Source organism: Actinosynnema sp. NPDC002837 (assembly GCF_040295345.1).
In the GTDB taxonomy this organism is placed as follows: Bacteria; Actinomycetota; Actinomycetes; order Mycobacteriales; family Pseudonocardiaceae; genus Actinosynnema.
This window is the reverse complement of record NZ_JBEOVG010000020.1, coordinates 77,025-90,818: the sequence shown is the minus strand read 5'-3', so window position 1 is coordinate 90,818 and position 13,794 is coordinate 77,025. Positions and strand designations below refer to the sequence as shown.

Sequence of the window (13,794 nt, the reverse complement as noted above, 5' to 3'; positions counted from 1 at the left end):
GGCGCTAGGAGACGGGCGCGCTCACCCGGATGTCGGCGTTCCAGTCGGTGAAGCGGTGCAGGGTGCGCTGGAAGACGTTGCCCTCCAACGTCTTCAGCACCTGCTCCACCCGCACCGGCAGGTCGCCCGGACCGACCCACACGGTCGCGGACGCGGTGAAGCCCGACTCGTAGGCCGCCATCAGCTGGGCGCGCCGCGAGCTGTCGGGCGCGCGCTCGGCCTGCAGCCGCAGGTCGACCAGGAGCGTGTAGCGGCGCGTCGACACGCCGTCGAGCTGCTCGTCGCCCTTCTCCACCAGCAGGCTGCCGGTCAGCGACCGCACCACCGAGGCCGGGTCGACCTCGTCGGCCAGGCCGGCGACCGTGGTGTCCACCCGCACGGGCGCGCGGTCGGCCAGGTCGAGCCTGGTCCACGTGCCGCCGTCGGTGCGGGAGTAGCCGGCGTCGGCCAGCACGACGACGTCGGTGGACGAGTCCTGCCGCAACGACACCAGCCGGCCCTCGCCGGCGCGCAGCAGGCCGCCGTCGAGCGCGACGCTCAGCCCGGTCATGGTGGTCTCGGCGGCGAACCGGACGGAGTGCTGCTCGTCGGCGCGGGCGACCAGGTTCGCGATCAGCGTGGCGCTGTCGTCCACCACCGGGCCGAGGGTCGGCGTCGGCAGGGCTGTCCGCTCCGCGCAGCCCGCCAGCGCCACCCCGGCCAGCACCAACGCGACGACGGACCTGCGCATGTCTCCCCCCACGGACGGTGAACGATGCCATCCTCCCCCACCGGCGACCGATAAGGAGTGCGAACCCCGAAAGTGTCTCGGCTACCGTCGTGGGCATGCCCCACGTGCTCTCCGTCAACGTCGGCTCCCGCGTCGAGTTCGACCAGGCCAACGTCGGCCACACCGGTATCGGCAAGCTCCCCGTGCCCGGCCCCGTGGACGTCCGCGCGCCCGGCCCGGTCGGCAGCGGCGTCATCGGCGACCACATCTCCGACTCGCGCAACCACGGTGGCGACGACCAGGCCGTTTACGCCTACGCGCGGGAAGACCTGGACGCGTGGGCGGTGGAGTTGGGTCGGGCCGACCTGCGGCCCGGGCTGTTCGGCGAGAACCTGACCACGGTGGGTCTCGACGTGTGCGGCGCGCGGATCGGCGAGCGGTGGCGGATCGGCGGGCTGCTGCTCCAGGCGACCAGCCCGCGGGTGCCGTGCCGGACGTTCGCCGGGGTGATGGAGGAGCACGGGTGGGTGAAGACGTTCACTCGGCGCGGGCTTCCCGGCACGTACTTCCGCGTCCTGGAGCCCGGCACGATCACGGCGGGTGACGAGATCACGATCGAGCACCGGCCCGACCACGACGTCACGATCGCGCTCGCGTTCCGCGCCCTGACCCTGGAGCCCGCGTTGCTGCCGGGCCTGCTGGCGGCCGGCGACGACCTGCCCGAGGACCTGCGACGCCGGGTCGAGCGGCGGGCGTTCGACCCGGCGTAGCGGTGGCTCAGGCGAGCGCGGACAGCTTCTCGAACTCCTCGTCGGTCAGCTCGATCCGCGCCGCCGCCACGTTCTCCTCCAAGTGCGCGATCGAGGACGTGCCGGGGATGGGCAGCACCACGGGCGACCTGCGCAGCAGCCACGCCAGCGCGAGCTGCGCGGGCGTGGCGCCGTGCTCCTTGGCGGCCGAGTCGAGCACGCCGCCGGGACGGGCCAGCTCGCCGGTCGCCACCGGGAACCACGGGATGAACGCGATGCCGAGCTCGGTCGCGCGCTCCAGCACGGCCTCGTGCCCGCGGTTGGCCAGGTTGTACAGGTTCTGCACGCTCGCGATCGGCGCGACCGCCCGGGCGGCCTCGAGCTGGGCGACGTCCACCTCGGACAGTCCGATGTGCCGGATCTTGCCCTCCTCCTGGAGCTTGCGCAGCTCGCCGACCTGGTCCTCCAGCGGGTAGTCCGGGTCGACGCGGTGCAGCTGGTAGAGGTCGATGCGCTCGACGCCGAGCCGCCGCAGGCTGGTCTCGACGGCCTGCCGCAGGTAGGCGGGCTTGCCGAGGATCGGCCACTCGTTCGGGCCGGTGCGCAGCAGGCCGCCCTTGGTCGCGATGACCAGGTCGTCCGCGTACGGGTGCAGGGCCTGCCGGATCAGCTCCTCGTTGACGTGCGGGCCGTAGGCGTCCGCGGTGTCGATGAAGGTGACGCCCAGCTCGACCACCCGGCGCAGCACGGCGATCGCGTTGTCGCGGTCGGCCGGGTAGCCCCAGATGCCCTCACCGGTGAGCCGCATCGCGCCGTAGCCGAGGCGGTTGACGGTCAGGTCCCCACCCAGCGAAAAGGTCTCAGACACCTCTGGTGCTCCTCGTGGTTCGGGTGTTGCTCGGTTCTCCACTCGCGCCAACCGGTCGGACCGCGTCGGTTGTTCCCGTCCTGGGCGATCGGGCCGACGCGCGTCCACGTGGTGGAACCCGGCTACTGCTTGGCGACCAGCGTGAGCACGTCGTACTTGGCCACCGACTCACCCTTCTGGTTGACCAGGTCGGCGTCCCAGCGGACCTCGCCGTACTCCTGGTCCTCGCGCGGCGTGATCTGCTTCGCGGTCAACGTCACGGTCAGCTCGTCGCCGGGGAACGTGGGCGTGAGGAACCGCAGGTTCTCCAGCCCGTAGTTGGCCAGCACCGGCCCCGGCTCGGGCGAGACGAACAGGCCCGCCGCGAACGACACCACCAGGTACCCGTGCGCGACCCGACCGCCGAAGAACGGGTTCGCCGTCGCGGCTTCCTCGTCCATGTGCGCGTAGAACGTGTCGCCGGTGAACTCCGCGAAGTGCTCGATGTCGGCCAACGTCACGGTGCGCGGCCCGGCCACGACCGTGTCGCCGATCCTCAGCTCCCGCAACGACTTGCGGAACGGGTGCACGTCCGACTCGGTGCGCGGCGCGCCCGGCACCCACCGCCCGGTGACCGCGCTCAGCACCCTGGGGCCGGCCTGCACCGCGGTGCGCTGCATGTGGTGCAGCACGCCACGGATGCCGCCCATCTCCTCACCGCCGCCCGCGCGGCCCGGACCGCCGTGCACCAGCATCGGCAGCGGCGAACCGTGTCCGGTGGACTCCTTGGCGTCGTCGCGGTCCAGCACCAGGACGCGGCCGTGCCACGGGGCCACGCCCAGCACCACGTCGCGCGCGAAGTCGGCGTCGTGCGTGACGACGGAGCCGACCAGGCTGCCCGCGCCGCGCGCGGCCAGCTCGACCGCGTGCTCGGCGTCGCGGTAGGCCATCAGCGTCGACACCGGCCCGAACGCCTCCACCTCGTGCGGCTGGGCGTGGTCGGGGTCGGCCTTGAGCAGCACCGGCGACAGGAACGCGCCGCGCTCGGCGTCGGCGTCCACCACGTCCACGCGGTCCGGGGAGCCGTAGACGACGTCACCGACCTCCAGCAGCGCCTTCAGCGACCGCCGGACCTCCTCGCGCTGCTCCAGCCCGGCCAGCGCGCCCATCCGCACGCTCTCGTTCGCGGGGTTGCCGATGACGACCTTCGCCAGGCGCGCGGTGGCGGCGTCGGCGACGGCGTCCAGGAGGGAGGCGGGTACCAGGGCGCGCCGGATCGCGGTGCACTTCTGGCCTGCCTTGACCGTCATCTCGCTGACGAGCTGCTTGACGAACAGGTCGAACTCGGGCGTGCCCTCGACCGCGTCCGGGCCGAGGATCGAGCAGTTCAGCGAGTCCGCCTCGGCGTTGAAGCGCACGCTGTTGCGCACGACCGCCGGGTGGGTGCGCAGCACCTGGGCGGTGGACGCGGAGCCGGTGAAGCCGACCAGGTCCTGGGCCGTGAGGTGGTCGAGCAGGTCGCCCGCGCTGCCGGTGACCAGCTGCAGCGAGCCTTCCGGCAGCAGGCCCGAGGCCAGCATCAGCTCGACCAGCTTCTCGGTGATGTACGCCGTCTGGGAGGCGGGCTTGATCAGCGACGGCACACCGGCGATGAACGCGGGCGCGAACTTCTCCAGCGGGCCCCACATCGGGAAGTTGAAGGCGTTGATCTGCACGGCCACGCCCCGCAGCGGGGTCGCGACGTGCTGGCCGACGAACGTGCCGCCCTTGCTCAGCGGCTCCACGTTGCCGTCGACGTAAACCTTGTCGTTGGGCAGCTCGCGCTTGGCCTTGCTCGCGTAGCCGAACAGCACGCCGATGCCGCCGTCCACGTCGATCAGGGAGTCCGTCCTGGTGGCGCCCGATCGGGCGCACAGGGCGTACAGCTCGTCGCGGTGTTCCCGCAGGTACGAGGCGAGGGCCTTGAGCAGGGCCGCGCGCTGGTGGAACGTCAGCTCCCGCAGCGCCGGTCCGCCGACGCGCCTGCCGTGGTCGAGCGCCGCCGCCATGTCGACGCCCTGCGACGAGATGCGGGCGATCTCCTCGCCGGTCACCGCGTCGTGCAGCGGCGTTCCTTCGACGGACGGGGCGTGCCAGCGACCTGACACGTAGCTGCGCAGCATGGCCATCGGGTGTCGACCTCCTCGTCGGGCCGGTGGGTGTCCCGGCATGACCCGACAGTAAAGCCTCCGCACTTTCATCGTGACTTGATTCAAGGTCATGCAGTAACTTTTGGACGGCCGCCGCCAGAATGAGAGGAGTGTCGATGAGGACACGAGTGGTGGTGAGCGCGGTCGTGCTCGCCTTCAGCGGGCTGGCCGTGCCGGCCGCCCAAGCCGCACCCGCGCCCGCGCCGGACGCCGCCGACGTCGGCGCCATGGCGGTGACCTTCGCCGAGGAGTTCAACGGCCCGGCGGGCACGCGGGTCGACGCCTCCAAGTGGAACACGGAGGTCGGCGACAACAACGGCAACAACCGCGAGCACCAGTACTACACGACCTCGGCGAGCAACGCCGCCATGGACGGCGCGGGCAACCTGGTCATCACCGCCCGCAAGGAGAACCCCGGCAACTACAACTGCTGGTACGGCCGGTGCCAGTACACGTCGGCCCGGATCAACACCGCGGGCAAGTTCACCACGACCTACGGCAAGGTCGAGGCGCGGATGAAGATGCCGCGCGGCAAGGGCATCTGGCCCGCGTTCTGGATGCTCGGGCAGGACATCAACTCCGGCAACCCGTGGCCGGGCAGCGGCGAGATCGACATCATGGAGTTCCTGGGCCACGACCTGGACACGGTGTACGGCACCATCCACGGTCCCGGCTACTCCGGCGCGGGCGGCATCGGCATGCCGTTCAACGGGCCGAACTTCGCCGACGGCTTCCACACCTTCGCCATCGAGTGGTCGCCCACCGGCATCGCGTGGTCCGTGGACGGCAACGTCTACCAGCGCCGCACGCCCGCCGACGTCGGCGGCAACCAGTGGGTGTTCAACAAGCCGTTCTTCATCATCCTGAACCTGGCGGTCGGCGGCGAGTGGCCGGGCTACCCGGACGCCACCACCACGTTCCCGCAGCAGTTCGTGATCGACTACGTGCGGGTGTCGACGTCGGACGGCAACCCGCCCGCGGGTGGCCGGATCACCGGCATCGGCGGCAAGTGCGTGGACGTGGCCGGCGCGAACTCGGCCAACGGCACGCCCGTGCAGCTGTGGGACTGCAACGGCACGGCGGCCCAGCAGTGGTCCCGGCCGGGCGACGGCACGATCCGGGCGCTGGGCAAGTGCCTGGACGCGGCGTCGGGCGGCACGGCGGACGGCACGCTGGTCCAGCTGTGGGACTGCAACGGGACCGGTGCGCAGAAGTGGGCGGTGAGCGGTGCCAACGACATCGTGAACATCCAGGCGAACAAGTGCCTGGACGCGCAGAACAACAGCTCCGCCAACGGCACGCGGCTGCAGCTGTGGACCTGCTTCGGCACCGCGAACCAGAAGTGGACCGTCGCGTGAGCCACGTGACGTGATCGGGGCCTGTAGCTCCTGATTCGGGCCCCTCAAGCCCGCCCGCGACCGTGACCGCCGACTCTCCCCGGCGGTCACGGTCGGTCACGGTCGGTCACGACAGTCGCGGCTGTCGCAGCGGCGCCGGTCGAGGCGGGCGTGACGCGGATGCTCACGCCCGCCTCCCTACCGTCGCACTTCCCCAGCTGCACCATCCCCTCCCCGAACTCCCCCTCCCCCCTCGCCACCCCCGCACATCCGGAACGCGGTTCGACCGGAATGCGGTGGTGATCGACACCGTTGACCTTGTCGTGAAGCTTTCCGTGCTGGACCGGTCGCGGGTGAGGGTCGGGAGTGGTCACCCAGAGGCGCTGCGCGACACGATCGCGTTCGCCCGTCAGGCTGAACAGCTCGGCTATCACCGCTTCTGGGTGTCCGAGCACCACGGCGTGCCGGGCGTGGCCGGTTCCGCGCCGACGGTGCTGGCGGCAGCCGTCGCCGGGGCGACGTCCCGGATCAGGGTCGGCACCGGCGGCGTGATGCTGCCCAACCACCAGCCACTGGTCGTGGCCGAGCAGTTCGGTGTGCTGGAGTCGCTGTTCCCGGGCCGGATCGACATGGGCCTCGGCCGGTCGGTCGGCTTCATCGAGGCGGTCCGCAAGGCGTTGGGGCACGACAAGGAGGACGCCGCCGACTTCGGCCCGAGGCTCACCGAGCTGCTGGGGTACTTCACGGGCGACCAGGCGGTGCGCGGCTACCCGGCCGACGGCCTCCGCGTGTCGCCGTTCGTCCTCGCCACCGGCGCCGGCGCGCGCGTTGCCGCAGCACACGGCGTCCCACTGGTCATCGGCTCGTTCCGGGGCGAAGACGCCATGATCGACGCCATCACCACCTACCGCGCCGAGTTCCGCCCGTCGGCGTGGTCGGACGAGCCGTACGTGGTGATCTCCTCGACGGTCGCCGTCGCCGACACCACCGAGGACGCCTGGCGACTCCTCGTGCCGGAGGCGTGGGCGATGGCGCACTCACGCACCCGAGGCGAGTTCCCACCCCTGAGCGCGCCGAACGACATCCTCGCCCAGGCCATGACGAGCCGCGAGCGCCGACTGTTCGAGCAGTCCCTCCAAGGCCACGTCCACGGCACACCATCCGAAGTCGCCAAGGCCCTGGACAACCTCCTCCACCGCACCGCCGCCGACGAGGTCCTGGTCACCACCAGCACGTACGACCGCGCCGCCATGCTCGACTCGTACCGCCGACTGGCCGACCTCTACCTCTGACCCGCCCGACCGCCGCCTGCGGTCAGACTCCGACGGACCGCGTCACCCCTGCGGGTTCGTCGCGCGCCGAGTCGCCGCGTGCCGGGTTGCCGTGTGTTCTACGAGCTCAACCTCGATGAACGCACCGATCATCGCCCGCCACACCGCCTCCGCCACCACCGGCTCCAACCCTGCCACCGACGCCCGCTCCCGCACCGACGCGATCACCTCGGCAACCCGGTCCGGCGCCCGAACCGCCTGGTCATCCGACTTGAACGCCGCAGCCGCCCGCACCAGACCTTGCCGTTGCGCCAGCAGGCGCACCAGCTCCGAGTCGATCACATCGATGCGCGCACGAACCTCGTCCAGTGACGTCGGGGGCAGCGACGGCTGCGACGACGAATCGGACGACGGGGACGGCGACAGCGACGGCGACGGGACCGACGTGGAGGTGGAGTCAGACACGTCCATCATCATCCACGACTCATACCAACCGACTACTCCCCACCTCGCAACCCCACGGCACCCAAACGCCCCACCACCCGAACACCGCTACCAGCGCATGCCACTCCGCAGCACGGCAAAGCACCAATCCTCGGCGCGGCGGGGGCGGGGGTCCACGACACGACGGCACAGCGCTGAAGGCACCACGGCGCAAGCGCTCGGGTGCCGTGGTGCGGGTGTTCGGGTGCCCTGGTGCGGGCGCTCGGGTTCGGGTACGCGGCGTGGTGGTGGTAGTGGCGCGGCAGGTCCGCACGCCCCCCGGTGGGGAGCCTGCGGGGGTCGGCTGGTGGCGGCGCTGCTGAGCGGGGGTCGGCAGCGCTGGGGCATGGCTGCCGGTCAGCCAATGGCAGCACCAGGTGGCAACGCTGCGGTGGAGCAGTGCCGCCGGTCAGCCGGTGGCAGCACTGGGGTGGCACGGCTGCAGGTCGGCCGGTCGGCTGCGGGCGGCCTACCGGAAACGCCGTACGGCCGCGCTGTGGCAAGGCGCCGGGCGGCCGGCCGCGATGGCAGCGCTGCGGCGTCGCTGCCGGTCAGCTGACCGCAGCACCGGGCGGCAGCACTGCGGTAGGACAGGGCTACCGGTCAGGCTGTCGCGGCACGGTGCGGCCGGGCTGCGGTGGGACAGGGCCACTGGTCAGCCGGTGGCAGCGCCGGGTGGCAGCGCTGCGGTGCGGCAAGGCTGCCGGGCGGGCTAGCGCGGCAAGGTGCGGCCGGGCTGCGGTGCGGCCCGGCCGCCGAGCGGCCGGTGGCAGCACCGGGTGGCGAGGCTGCGGGTCGGCCGGCCGGCCGGCCGGCCGGTGGCGACATAGCGGAACGCGGTGCGCCAGCGCTGCGGCAAGGCTGTCAGGCCGCCGCGATGGCAGTACCGGGTGGCACGGCTGCCGGTCAGCCGATGGCAGCACCGGGTGGCGAGGCTACGGTGCGGCTGGTCGGCAGTAGGTCGGCTGAGGGCAGCACTGGGTTGCAGCGCTGCGGTGGGGCAGGCTGCCGGGCGGCTGGTGCGGGCACAGCGGAGCGCCGGGTGGCAGGGCTGCGGTGCGGCGCGCGGGTGGGTGGTGGCGCGGCGTGGCAGGGCTGCCGGTTGGGCTGCTGTGCGGCTGCGGTGTGGCTTTGGTGGGGCCGGTTGGTGCGGGTGGTTAGTGGTCGCGTTGTTGTTCGGCTAGGAAGCGTTCGAACTCGGCGCCCAGTTCGTCGGCGCTGGGCAGTGGTTCGTCGTCGTTGATCAGCAGGTTGTCCGAGGCCTCGGTGAAGGCGTCGTACTGCCGTTCCAGTGCCTCGACCACCTGGGCGACCTCGGCCGATTCCGACACCTGGCGGGTGATCTCGGCGTCCGTCCGCTTGGCCGCCTCGTTCAGCGCCGCCGCCTGGATGACCAGGCCCGTCGACTTCGTCAACGCCTGCAGCAGGCTCAACGCGGCGGCGGGGTAGGTGCCCTGCGCCAGGTAGTGCGGCACGTAGGCGGCGAAGCCCATGGCGTCGTGGCCGGTTTGCCCGAGCCGCAGCTCCAGCAGCGCCGACAGGTTGCCCGGCACCTGCACCCGGCTGAACGGCGAGCCCTCCGTCACCAGTTCCGGCCTGGTCGCGTGCGAGATCACCGACAGCTTCCGCGTGTGCGGCACGCCCATCGGGATGCCGTTGAAGCTGACCGCGAGGCGCAGGCCCCACCGCTCGATCAGCGACCGCACGGCCGCGACCACCGCCTCCCACCGACGATCCGGCTCGGGGCCGGTCATCAGCAGGAACGGCGTGCCCACCGCGTCGTGCATCAGGTGCACGACCAGCTCGGGCGCGTCGAAGGACTCCCAGCGGTCGGTGGCGTAGATCATCGTCGGCCGCCGGGCGCGGTAGTCGATCAGGTCGTCGATGTCGAACCGGGCGATCACCCGGTGTTCGTGCACCTCCAGCAGGTGGGCGACCACCGTCGCGCCCGCCGCACCGGCGTCCATGAAGCCGTCGAAGTGGTGCAACAACACCGCTCCGGTCAGGTCCGGGACGTCGGAGTCGACCTCGAACAGATCCTCCGGGTCCAGCGCCACCTCGTGCCTCCCCAAGTGCTCACATGCCAGTCCTCCCCTCCGTCAACGTCGACCGACCGCTGATCCATTCCCCGATTCCGTCGAGCATTCGAGCGAGACCGAATTCGAAGAGCGTGTCCAGCCCCAGGTCCAGGTCAGAGCCCACGACGCGGCTGAACATCGGGAACTCCCCGCCGGAGACGATGTCCAGCAGGGCCGGCGCCTGCTGGGTCATCCACTCGTCCCCGGTCATCCCGGTGTCCCGCCGCTGCTCGACCTCCGGCTCGATGTTCACCGCGACGCCCCGGACGAAGCCGAACATCGTCACGGCGGCGTGCATCATCTCCTCCAGGTTCAGCCCCTTCCCGTCGAGCGCGCGCAGGACCCACTCGGTGTGCGCGAGCGCACTGGGAAGCAGTTGCGGCCGGGTCATGGACATGGCCGGCGCCAGCCACGCATGTTCCTGGAACAACTTCCACTGCACCCTCGCGCTCACCTCCAGCCGCTCCCGCCAGGTCTCGGGCCCCGGCTCGGGCAACTCCTCCTTCCGCAACACGTGGTCGATCATCCGAAGGACCAGTTCGTCCTTGCTCTCGACGTGCCGGTACAGCGACATGGTCGCCACGCCCAGCCGTGCCGCCACCCGCCGCATCGACAACCCGTCGAGCCCTTCCTGGTCCGCCAGGCGGACCGCCGCGAGGACCAGCCGCTCGCCGGTCAGGTCGGTCTCCTGCGCGCGCGGCCGCACAGGTTCCCCACCTTCCGGCGACACGACCGTGCCCACGCCGGCCACGGGACGCACGAAGCCCTCGGAACGCAAGGTGACCAGCACCTTGGTCGCCGTGGCCATCGCGACGTTCCAGCGCACGGTGATCTCGCGCGTCGACGGCACCCGATCACCCGGTCGCAGCTGGCCCGACTCGATCGAATCGCGGATCTCGCGCGCAATCCGCTGGTAGATCGCGTCAGTCATCGCCCGCCTCCTCAAAGGTAGTGCACCGGATGCTACAGCACTAGTGCACGATAGAGTGATTGACCAAGCAGAACACCCATGTACGGTGTACGCATGGACACCGTACTGATCTCCGGCGCGAGCATCGCCGGCCCCGCGCTCGCCTACTGGCTGCGCCACCACGGCTTCACCCCGACCGTCGTCGAGCGGGCACCCGCCCCGCGCCCCGGCGGCCAGGCCGTCGACCTGCGCGGAACGGCCCGCGAGGTCGCCGAGCGAATGGGCGTGCTCGATCAGGTGCGCGCCGCGCACACGGGCGCGCGAGGCATGGCGTTCGTGAACGCCGAGGGCAAGCGCACCGCCACCATGGCGTCCGACGCGATGGGCGACTCGGGCGGCGTGATCGCCGAGCTGGAGATCCTGCGGGGCGACCTGGTCCGCATCCTCCACGAGGCGACCGCGACCGGCGTCGAGCACGTCTTCGACGACGGCATCACCTCGCTCACCCAGACCGGAGCCGGGGTGGCGGTGACCTTCGAGCGCGGCGAGCCGCGCACGTTCGACCTGGTCATCGGCGCGGACGGGCTGCACTCCAAGGTGCGGTCGCTGGCGTTCGGCCCCGAGTCGCGGTTCGCGCACGACCTCGGCGCCTACATCTCCATCTTCGGCACGACCCAGCGAGAAGACCTGGACGGCGTGCAGCTGATGCACACCGTGCCCGGCCGCACCGCGGGCATCTACCCCACGCCGGACGGCGGGGCCAAGGCGATGTTCGTGTTCGCCTCGCCCCCGCTGGAGCACGACCGGCGCGACACGGCGTGGCAGCGCGAGCTGATCGCCACCACGTTCGCCGACGACGGCTGGGAGGTGCCCCGGCTGCTCGAGGACATGCGCGAGGCGCCGGACTTCTACTTCGACCGGCTCTGCCAGATCCGGATGGACACCTGGTCGGACGGTCGCGTCGCGCTGCTCGGCGACGCGGCGTTCTGCGCGTCGCCCATGGCGGGCAACGGCACGAGCATGGCGTTGGTCGGCGCGTACGTCCTCGCGGGCGAGCTGGCCACCGCCCCGGATCACGCCACGGCGTTCAGACGGTACGAGGAGGTGATGCGCGAGTACGTGACGCGGTGCCAGAAGTTCGCGCTGGGCGGGGTCGACAGCCTAATGTCGAAGTCGCGGATGTCCATCCGCATGCGCGACTTCGCGATCCGCGTAGTCCCGCACATCCCCGGCGGCGCGAGACTGTTCGGCGACCTGCAGAAGCTGGCGAACACCGTGTCGTTGGCGGACTACCGGCCCCGGAGCTTGACCTCCACCTGACTCCAGGTCCTACGTTCCGGGCATGGACATGGAGACCACCGCCTGGATGTCGCTGTACCACGTGACGAACGCGCAGGACGACAAGCGGCCGTTCTCCGTCGCCACGTTCCGCCGGATCTGGGCGTTCGCCCGTCCGCACCGGGTGAGGCTGACCCAGTACCTCACCCTGAGCGTGGTCGTGGCGGTGCTGGCGGTGGCGACACCGGTGCTCGCGGGCCGGATCGTGGACGCGATCGTCAACGGCGCGGCGTACCGGGTGGTGCTCGTCCTCGCGGTCGTGATCGCGGTCATCGCGATCGTCGAGGCGGGGTTGGGGCTGCTGACGCGGTGGCTGTCGGCGAGCATCGGCGAAGACCTGATCCTCGACCTGAGGACCACGGTCTTCGACCACGTGCAACGGATGCCGATCGCGTTCTTCACCCGCACCCGCACCGGGGCGCTGGTGAGCCGGCTCAACAACGACGTGATCGGGGCGCAGCGGGCGTTCAGCGACACCTTGTCCAGCGTGGCGGGCAACCTGGTCACGTTGGCGCTGACGCTGGCGGTGATGATCAGCCTGTCGTGGCAGATCACGCTGCTGGCGCTGGTGTTGCTGCCGGTGTTCGTGGTGCCGGCGCGGCGGATGGGGACGCGGCTGGCGCGGCTGGAACGTGAGGCGGCCAACCACAACGCCACCATGGGCACCCGGATGACCGAGCGGTTCTCGGCGCCGGGGGCGACGCTGGTGAAGCTGTTCGGCAGGCCGGCGCACGAGTCGGAGGAGTTCGCGACGCGGGCGCGGCGGGTGCGGGACATCGGGGTGCGCACGGCCATGGTGCAGACCGTGTTCCTGACGGCGTTGACGCTGGTCTCGGCGCTGGCGTTGGCCGTGGTGTACGGGTTGGGCGGGTTCTACGCGCTGCGCGGCGAGTTGGACCCGGGGTCGGTGGTGGCGCTGGCGTTGCTGCTGACCAGGCTGTACGCGCCGCTCACGGCGCTGGCCGGCGCGCGGGTCGAGGTGATGAGCGCGTTGGTGAGCTTCGAGCGGGTCTTCGAGGTGCTCGACCTGAAGCCGTTGATCACCGAGAAGCCCGATGCGCGGTCGGTGCCGGACGGTCCGGTGTCGGTGGAGTTCGAGAACGTCCGGTTCGCCTACCCGTCGGCGGACAAGGTGTCCCTGGCGTCGTTGGAGGAGGTCGCGGTGCTCGACAGCCGCGGCGGAGAGGAGGTGCTGCACGACGTGTCGTTCCGGGCCGAGCCCGGCCAGGTGGTGGCGTTGGTCGGCTCGTCGGGCGCCGGGAAGTCCACGATCGCCTCGCTGCTGCCCCGGCTCTACGACGTGGACTCGGGCGTGGTGCGCCTGTCCGGTGTGGACGTGCGCGACCTGACCGCCGACTCGGTCCGCGGCGCGCTGGGCATGGTGACGCAGGACGGTCACCTGTTCCACGAGTCGATCCGGTCGAACCTGCTGCTCGCCCGCCCGCAGGCCACCGAGGCCGACCTGTGGGAGGTGCTGGGCCGGGCGCGGCTGGCCGAGTTGGTGGCGTCGCTGCCGGACGGGCTGGACACCGTGGTCGGCGAGCGCGGCTACCGGTTGTCCGGCGGCGAGCGGCAGCGGTTGACGATCGCCCGGCTGCTGCTGGCGAAGCCGCGCGTGGTGATCCTGGACGAGGCCACCGCGCACCTGGACTCCACCTCGGAGGCCGCGGTGCAGGCCGCGTTGGGCGAGGCGCTGCACGGGCGCACGGCGGTGGTGATCGCACACCGGCTGTCGACGATCCGGGCGGCCGACCTGATCCTCGTGGTCGAGGGCGGTCGGGTGGTGGAACGCGGCACCCACACCGAACTGCTCGCCGCGGGCGGGCGCTACGAAGAGCTGTACCGGACCCAGTTCGCGGAGGAGGTGCGAACGTCGTAAGCCG

Annotated in this window: 11 protein-coding genes; 5 read left to right on the top strand and 6 right to left on the bottom strand. The window is 71.4% G+C overall.

Annotated elements, in window-relative coordinates; genetic code table 11:
- Nucleotides 1-4 precede the first annotated feature (4 nt).
- A complete protein-coding gene (locus ABTZ99_RS17240; RefSeq protein WP_499612198.1) occupies nt 5-730 on the bottom strand; it encodes an SCO4651 family lipoprotein in 726 nt (241 codons plus the stop codon).
- Nucleotides 731-825: 95 nt separating this feature from the next.
- Between ABTZ99_RS17240 and ABTZ99_RS17235 the strand changes: the two genes are divergently transcribed.
- A complete protein-coding gene (locus tag ABTZ99_RS17235; protein WP_498776993.1) occupies nt 826-1,479 on the top strand; it encodes an MOSC domain-containing protein in 654 nt (217 codons plus the stop codon).
- 7 nt (nt 1,480-1,486) lie between these two features.
- Here the strand turns inward: ABTZ99_RS17235 and ABTZ99_RS17230 are convergent, their stop codons facing one another.
- Both ABTZ99_RS17230 and paaZ read right to left on the bottom strand, forming a co-directional pair.
- Entirely contained in the window at nt 1,487-2,326 is an 840-nt protein-coding gene (locus ABTZ99_RS17230; protein WP_498776991.1) for an aldo/keto reductase, read from the bottom strand.
- A 122-nt stretch (nt 2,327-2,448) separates the two neighbouring features.
- The gene (gene paaZ, locus ABTZ99_RS17225; protein WP_499612195.1) at nt 2,449-4,473 is read right to left on the bottom strand and encodes a phenylacetic acid degradation bifunctional protein PaaZ; all 2,025 of its coding nucleotides are present in this window, start codon (nt 4,471-4,473) and stop codon (nt 2,449-2,451) included.
- Between the two features lie 137 nt (nt 4,474-4,610).
- Here paaZ and ABTZ99_RS17220 point away from each other — a divergent pair, with 137 nt between their 5' ends.
- The gene (locus ABTZ99_RS17220) at nt 4,611-5,852 is read left to right on the top strand and encodes a family 16 glycosylhydrolase (RefSeq protein ID WP_499612193.1); all 1,242 of its coding nucleotides are present in this window, start codon (nt 4,611-4,613) and stop codon (nt 5,850-5,852) included.
- A 302-nt stretch (nt 5,853-6,154) separates the two neighbouring features.
- Nucleotides 6,155-7,123, top strand: a complete 969-nt coding sequence (locus ABTZ99_RS17215; protein ID WP_498776985.1) for an LLM class flavin-dependent oxidoreductase — start codon at nt 6,155-6,157, stop codon at nt 7,121-7,123.
- A gap of 42 nt (nt 7,124-7,165) precedes the next feature.
- On the opposite strand, the gene ABTZ99_RS17210 is transcribed toward ABTZ99_RS17215, so the two are convergent.
- The 3 genes from ABTZ99_RS17210 to ABTZ99_RS17200 all read right to left on the bottom strand — a co-directional run bounded on the left by ABTZ99_RS17210 (nt 7,166) and on the right by ABTZ99_RS17200 (nt 10,594).
- Nucleotides 7,166-7,579: a chorismate mutase gene (locus tag ABTZ99_RS17210; protein ID WP_499612191.1), complete on the bottom strand. Its 414-nt coding sequence runs from the start codon at nt 7,577-7,579 to the stop codon at nt 7,166-7,168.
- Nucleotides 7,580-8,742: 1,163 nt separating this feature from the next.
- Nucleotides 8,743-9,642, bottom strand: a complete 900-nt coding sequence (locus ABTZ99_RS17205; RefSeq protein ID WP_498777200.1) for a proteasome assembly chaperone family protein — start codon at nt 9,640-9,642, stop codon at nt 8,743-8,745.
- Nucleotides 9,643-9,661: 19 nt separating this feature from the next.
- Nucleotides 9,662-10,594, bottom strand: a complete 933-nt coding sequence (locus ABTZ99_RS17200; RefSeq protein ID WP_498776981.1) for a TetR/AcrR family transcriptional regulator C-terminal domain-containing protein — start codon at nt 10,592-10,594, stop codon at nt 9,662-9,664.
- A 93-nt stretch (nt 10,595-10,687) separates the two neighbouring features.
- On the opposite strand from ABTZ99_RS17200, the gene ABTZ99_RS17195 reads away from it, so the two are divergent.
- Complete coding sequence (locus ABTZ99_RS17195) at nt 10,688-11,893, top strand: FAD-dependent monooxygenase (RefSeq protein ID WP_499612189.1); 1,206 nt, start codon at nt 10,688-10,690, stop codon at nt 11,891-11,893.
- A gap of 46 nt (nt 11,894-11,939) precedes the next feature.
- Nucleotides 11,940-13,790 carry an ABC transporter ATP-binding protein gene (locus ABTZ99_RS17190; protein ID WP_499612215.1) on the top strand — a complete coding sequence of 617 codons (1,851 nt, stop codon included), beginning with the start codon at nt 11,940-11,942 and terminating at the stop codon, nt 13,788-13,790.
- Nucleotides 13,791-13,794: the final 4 nt, after the last annotated feature.

Coding starts and splice junctions, on each gene's coding strand:
- ABTZ99_RS17240 (WP_499612198.1), bottom strand. CDS start 730: ATGCGCAGGTCCGTCGTCGCGTTGGTGCTGGCCGGGGTGGCGCTGGCG.
- ABTZ99_RS17235 (WP_498776993.1), top strand. CDS start 826: ATGCCCCACGTGCTCTCCGTCAACGTCGGCTCCCGCGTCGAGTTCGAC.
- paaZ (WP_499612195.1), bottom strand. CDS start 4,473: ATGGCCATGCTGCGCAGCTACGTGTCAGGTCGCTGGCACGCCCCGTCC.
- ABTZ99_RS17220 (WP_499612193.1), top strand. CDS start 4,611: ATGAGGACACGAGTGGTGGTGAGCGCGGTCGTGCTCGCCTTCAGCGGG.
- ABTZ99_RS17210 (WP_499612191.1), bottom strand. CDS start 7,579: ATGATGATGGACGTGTCTGACTCCACCTCCACGTCGGTCCCGTCGCCG.
- ABTZ99_RS17200 (WP_498776981.1), bottom strand. CDS start 10,594: ATGACTGACGCGATCTACCAGCGGATTGCGCGCGAGATCCGCGATTCG.
- ABTZ99_RS17195 (WP_499612189.1), top strand. CDS start 10,688: ATGGACACCGTACTGATCTCCGGCGCGAGCATCGCCGGCCCCGCGCTC.
- ABTZ99_RS17190 (WP_499612215.1), top strand. CDS start 11,940: ATGTCGCTGTACCACGTGACGAACGCGCAGGACGACAAGCGGCCGTTC.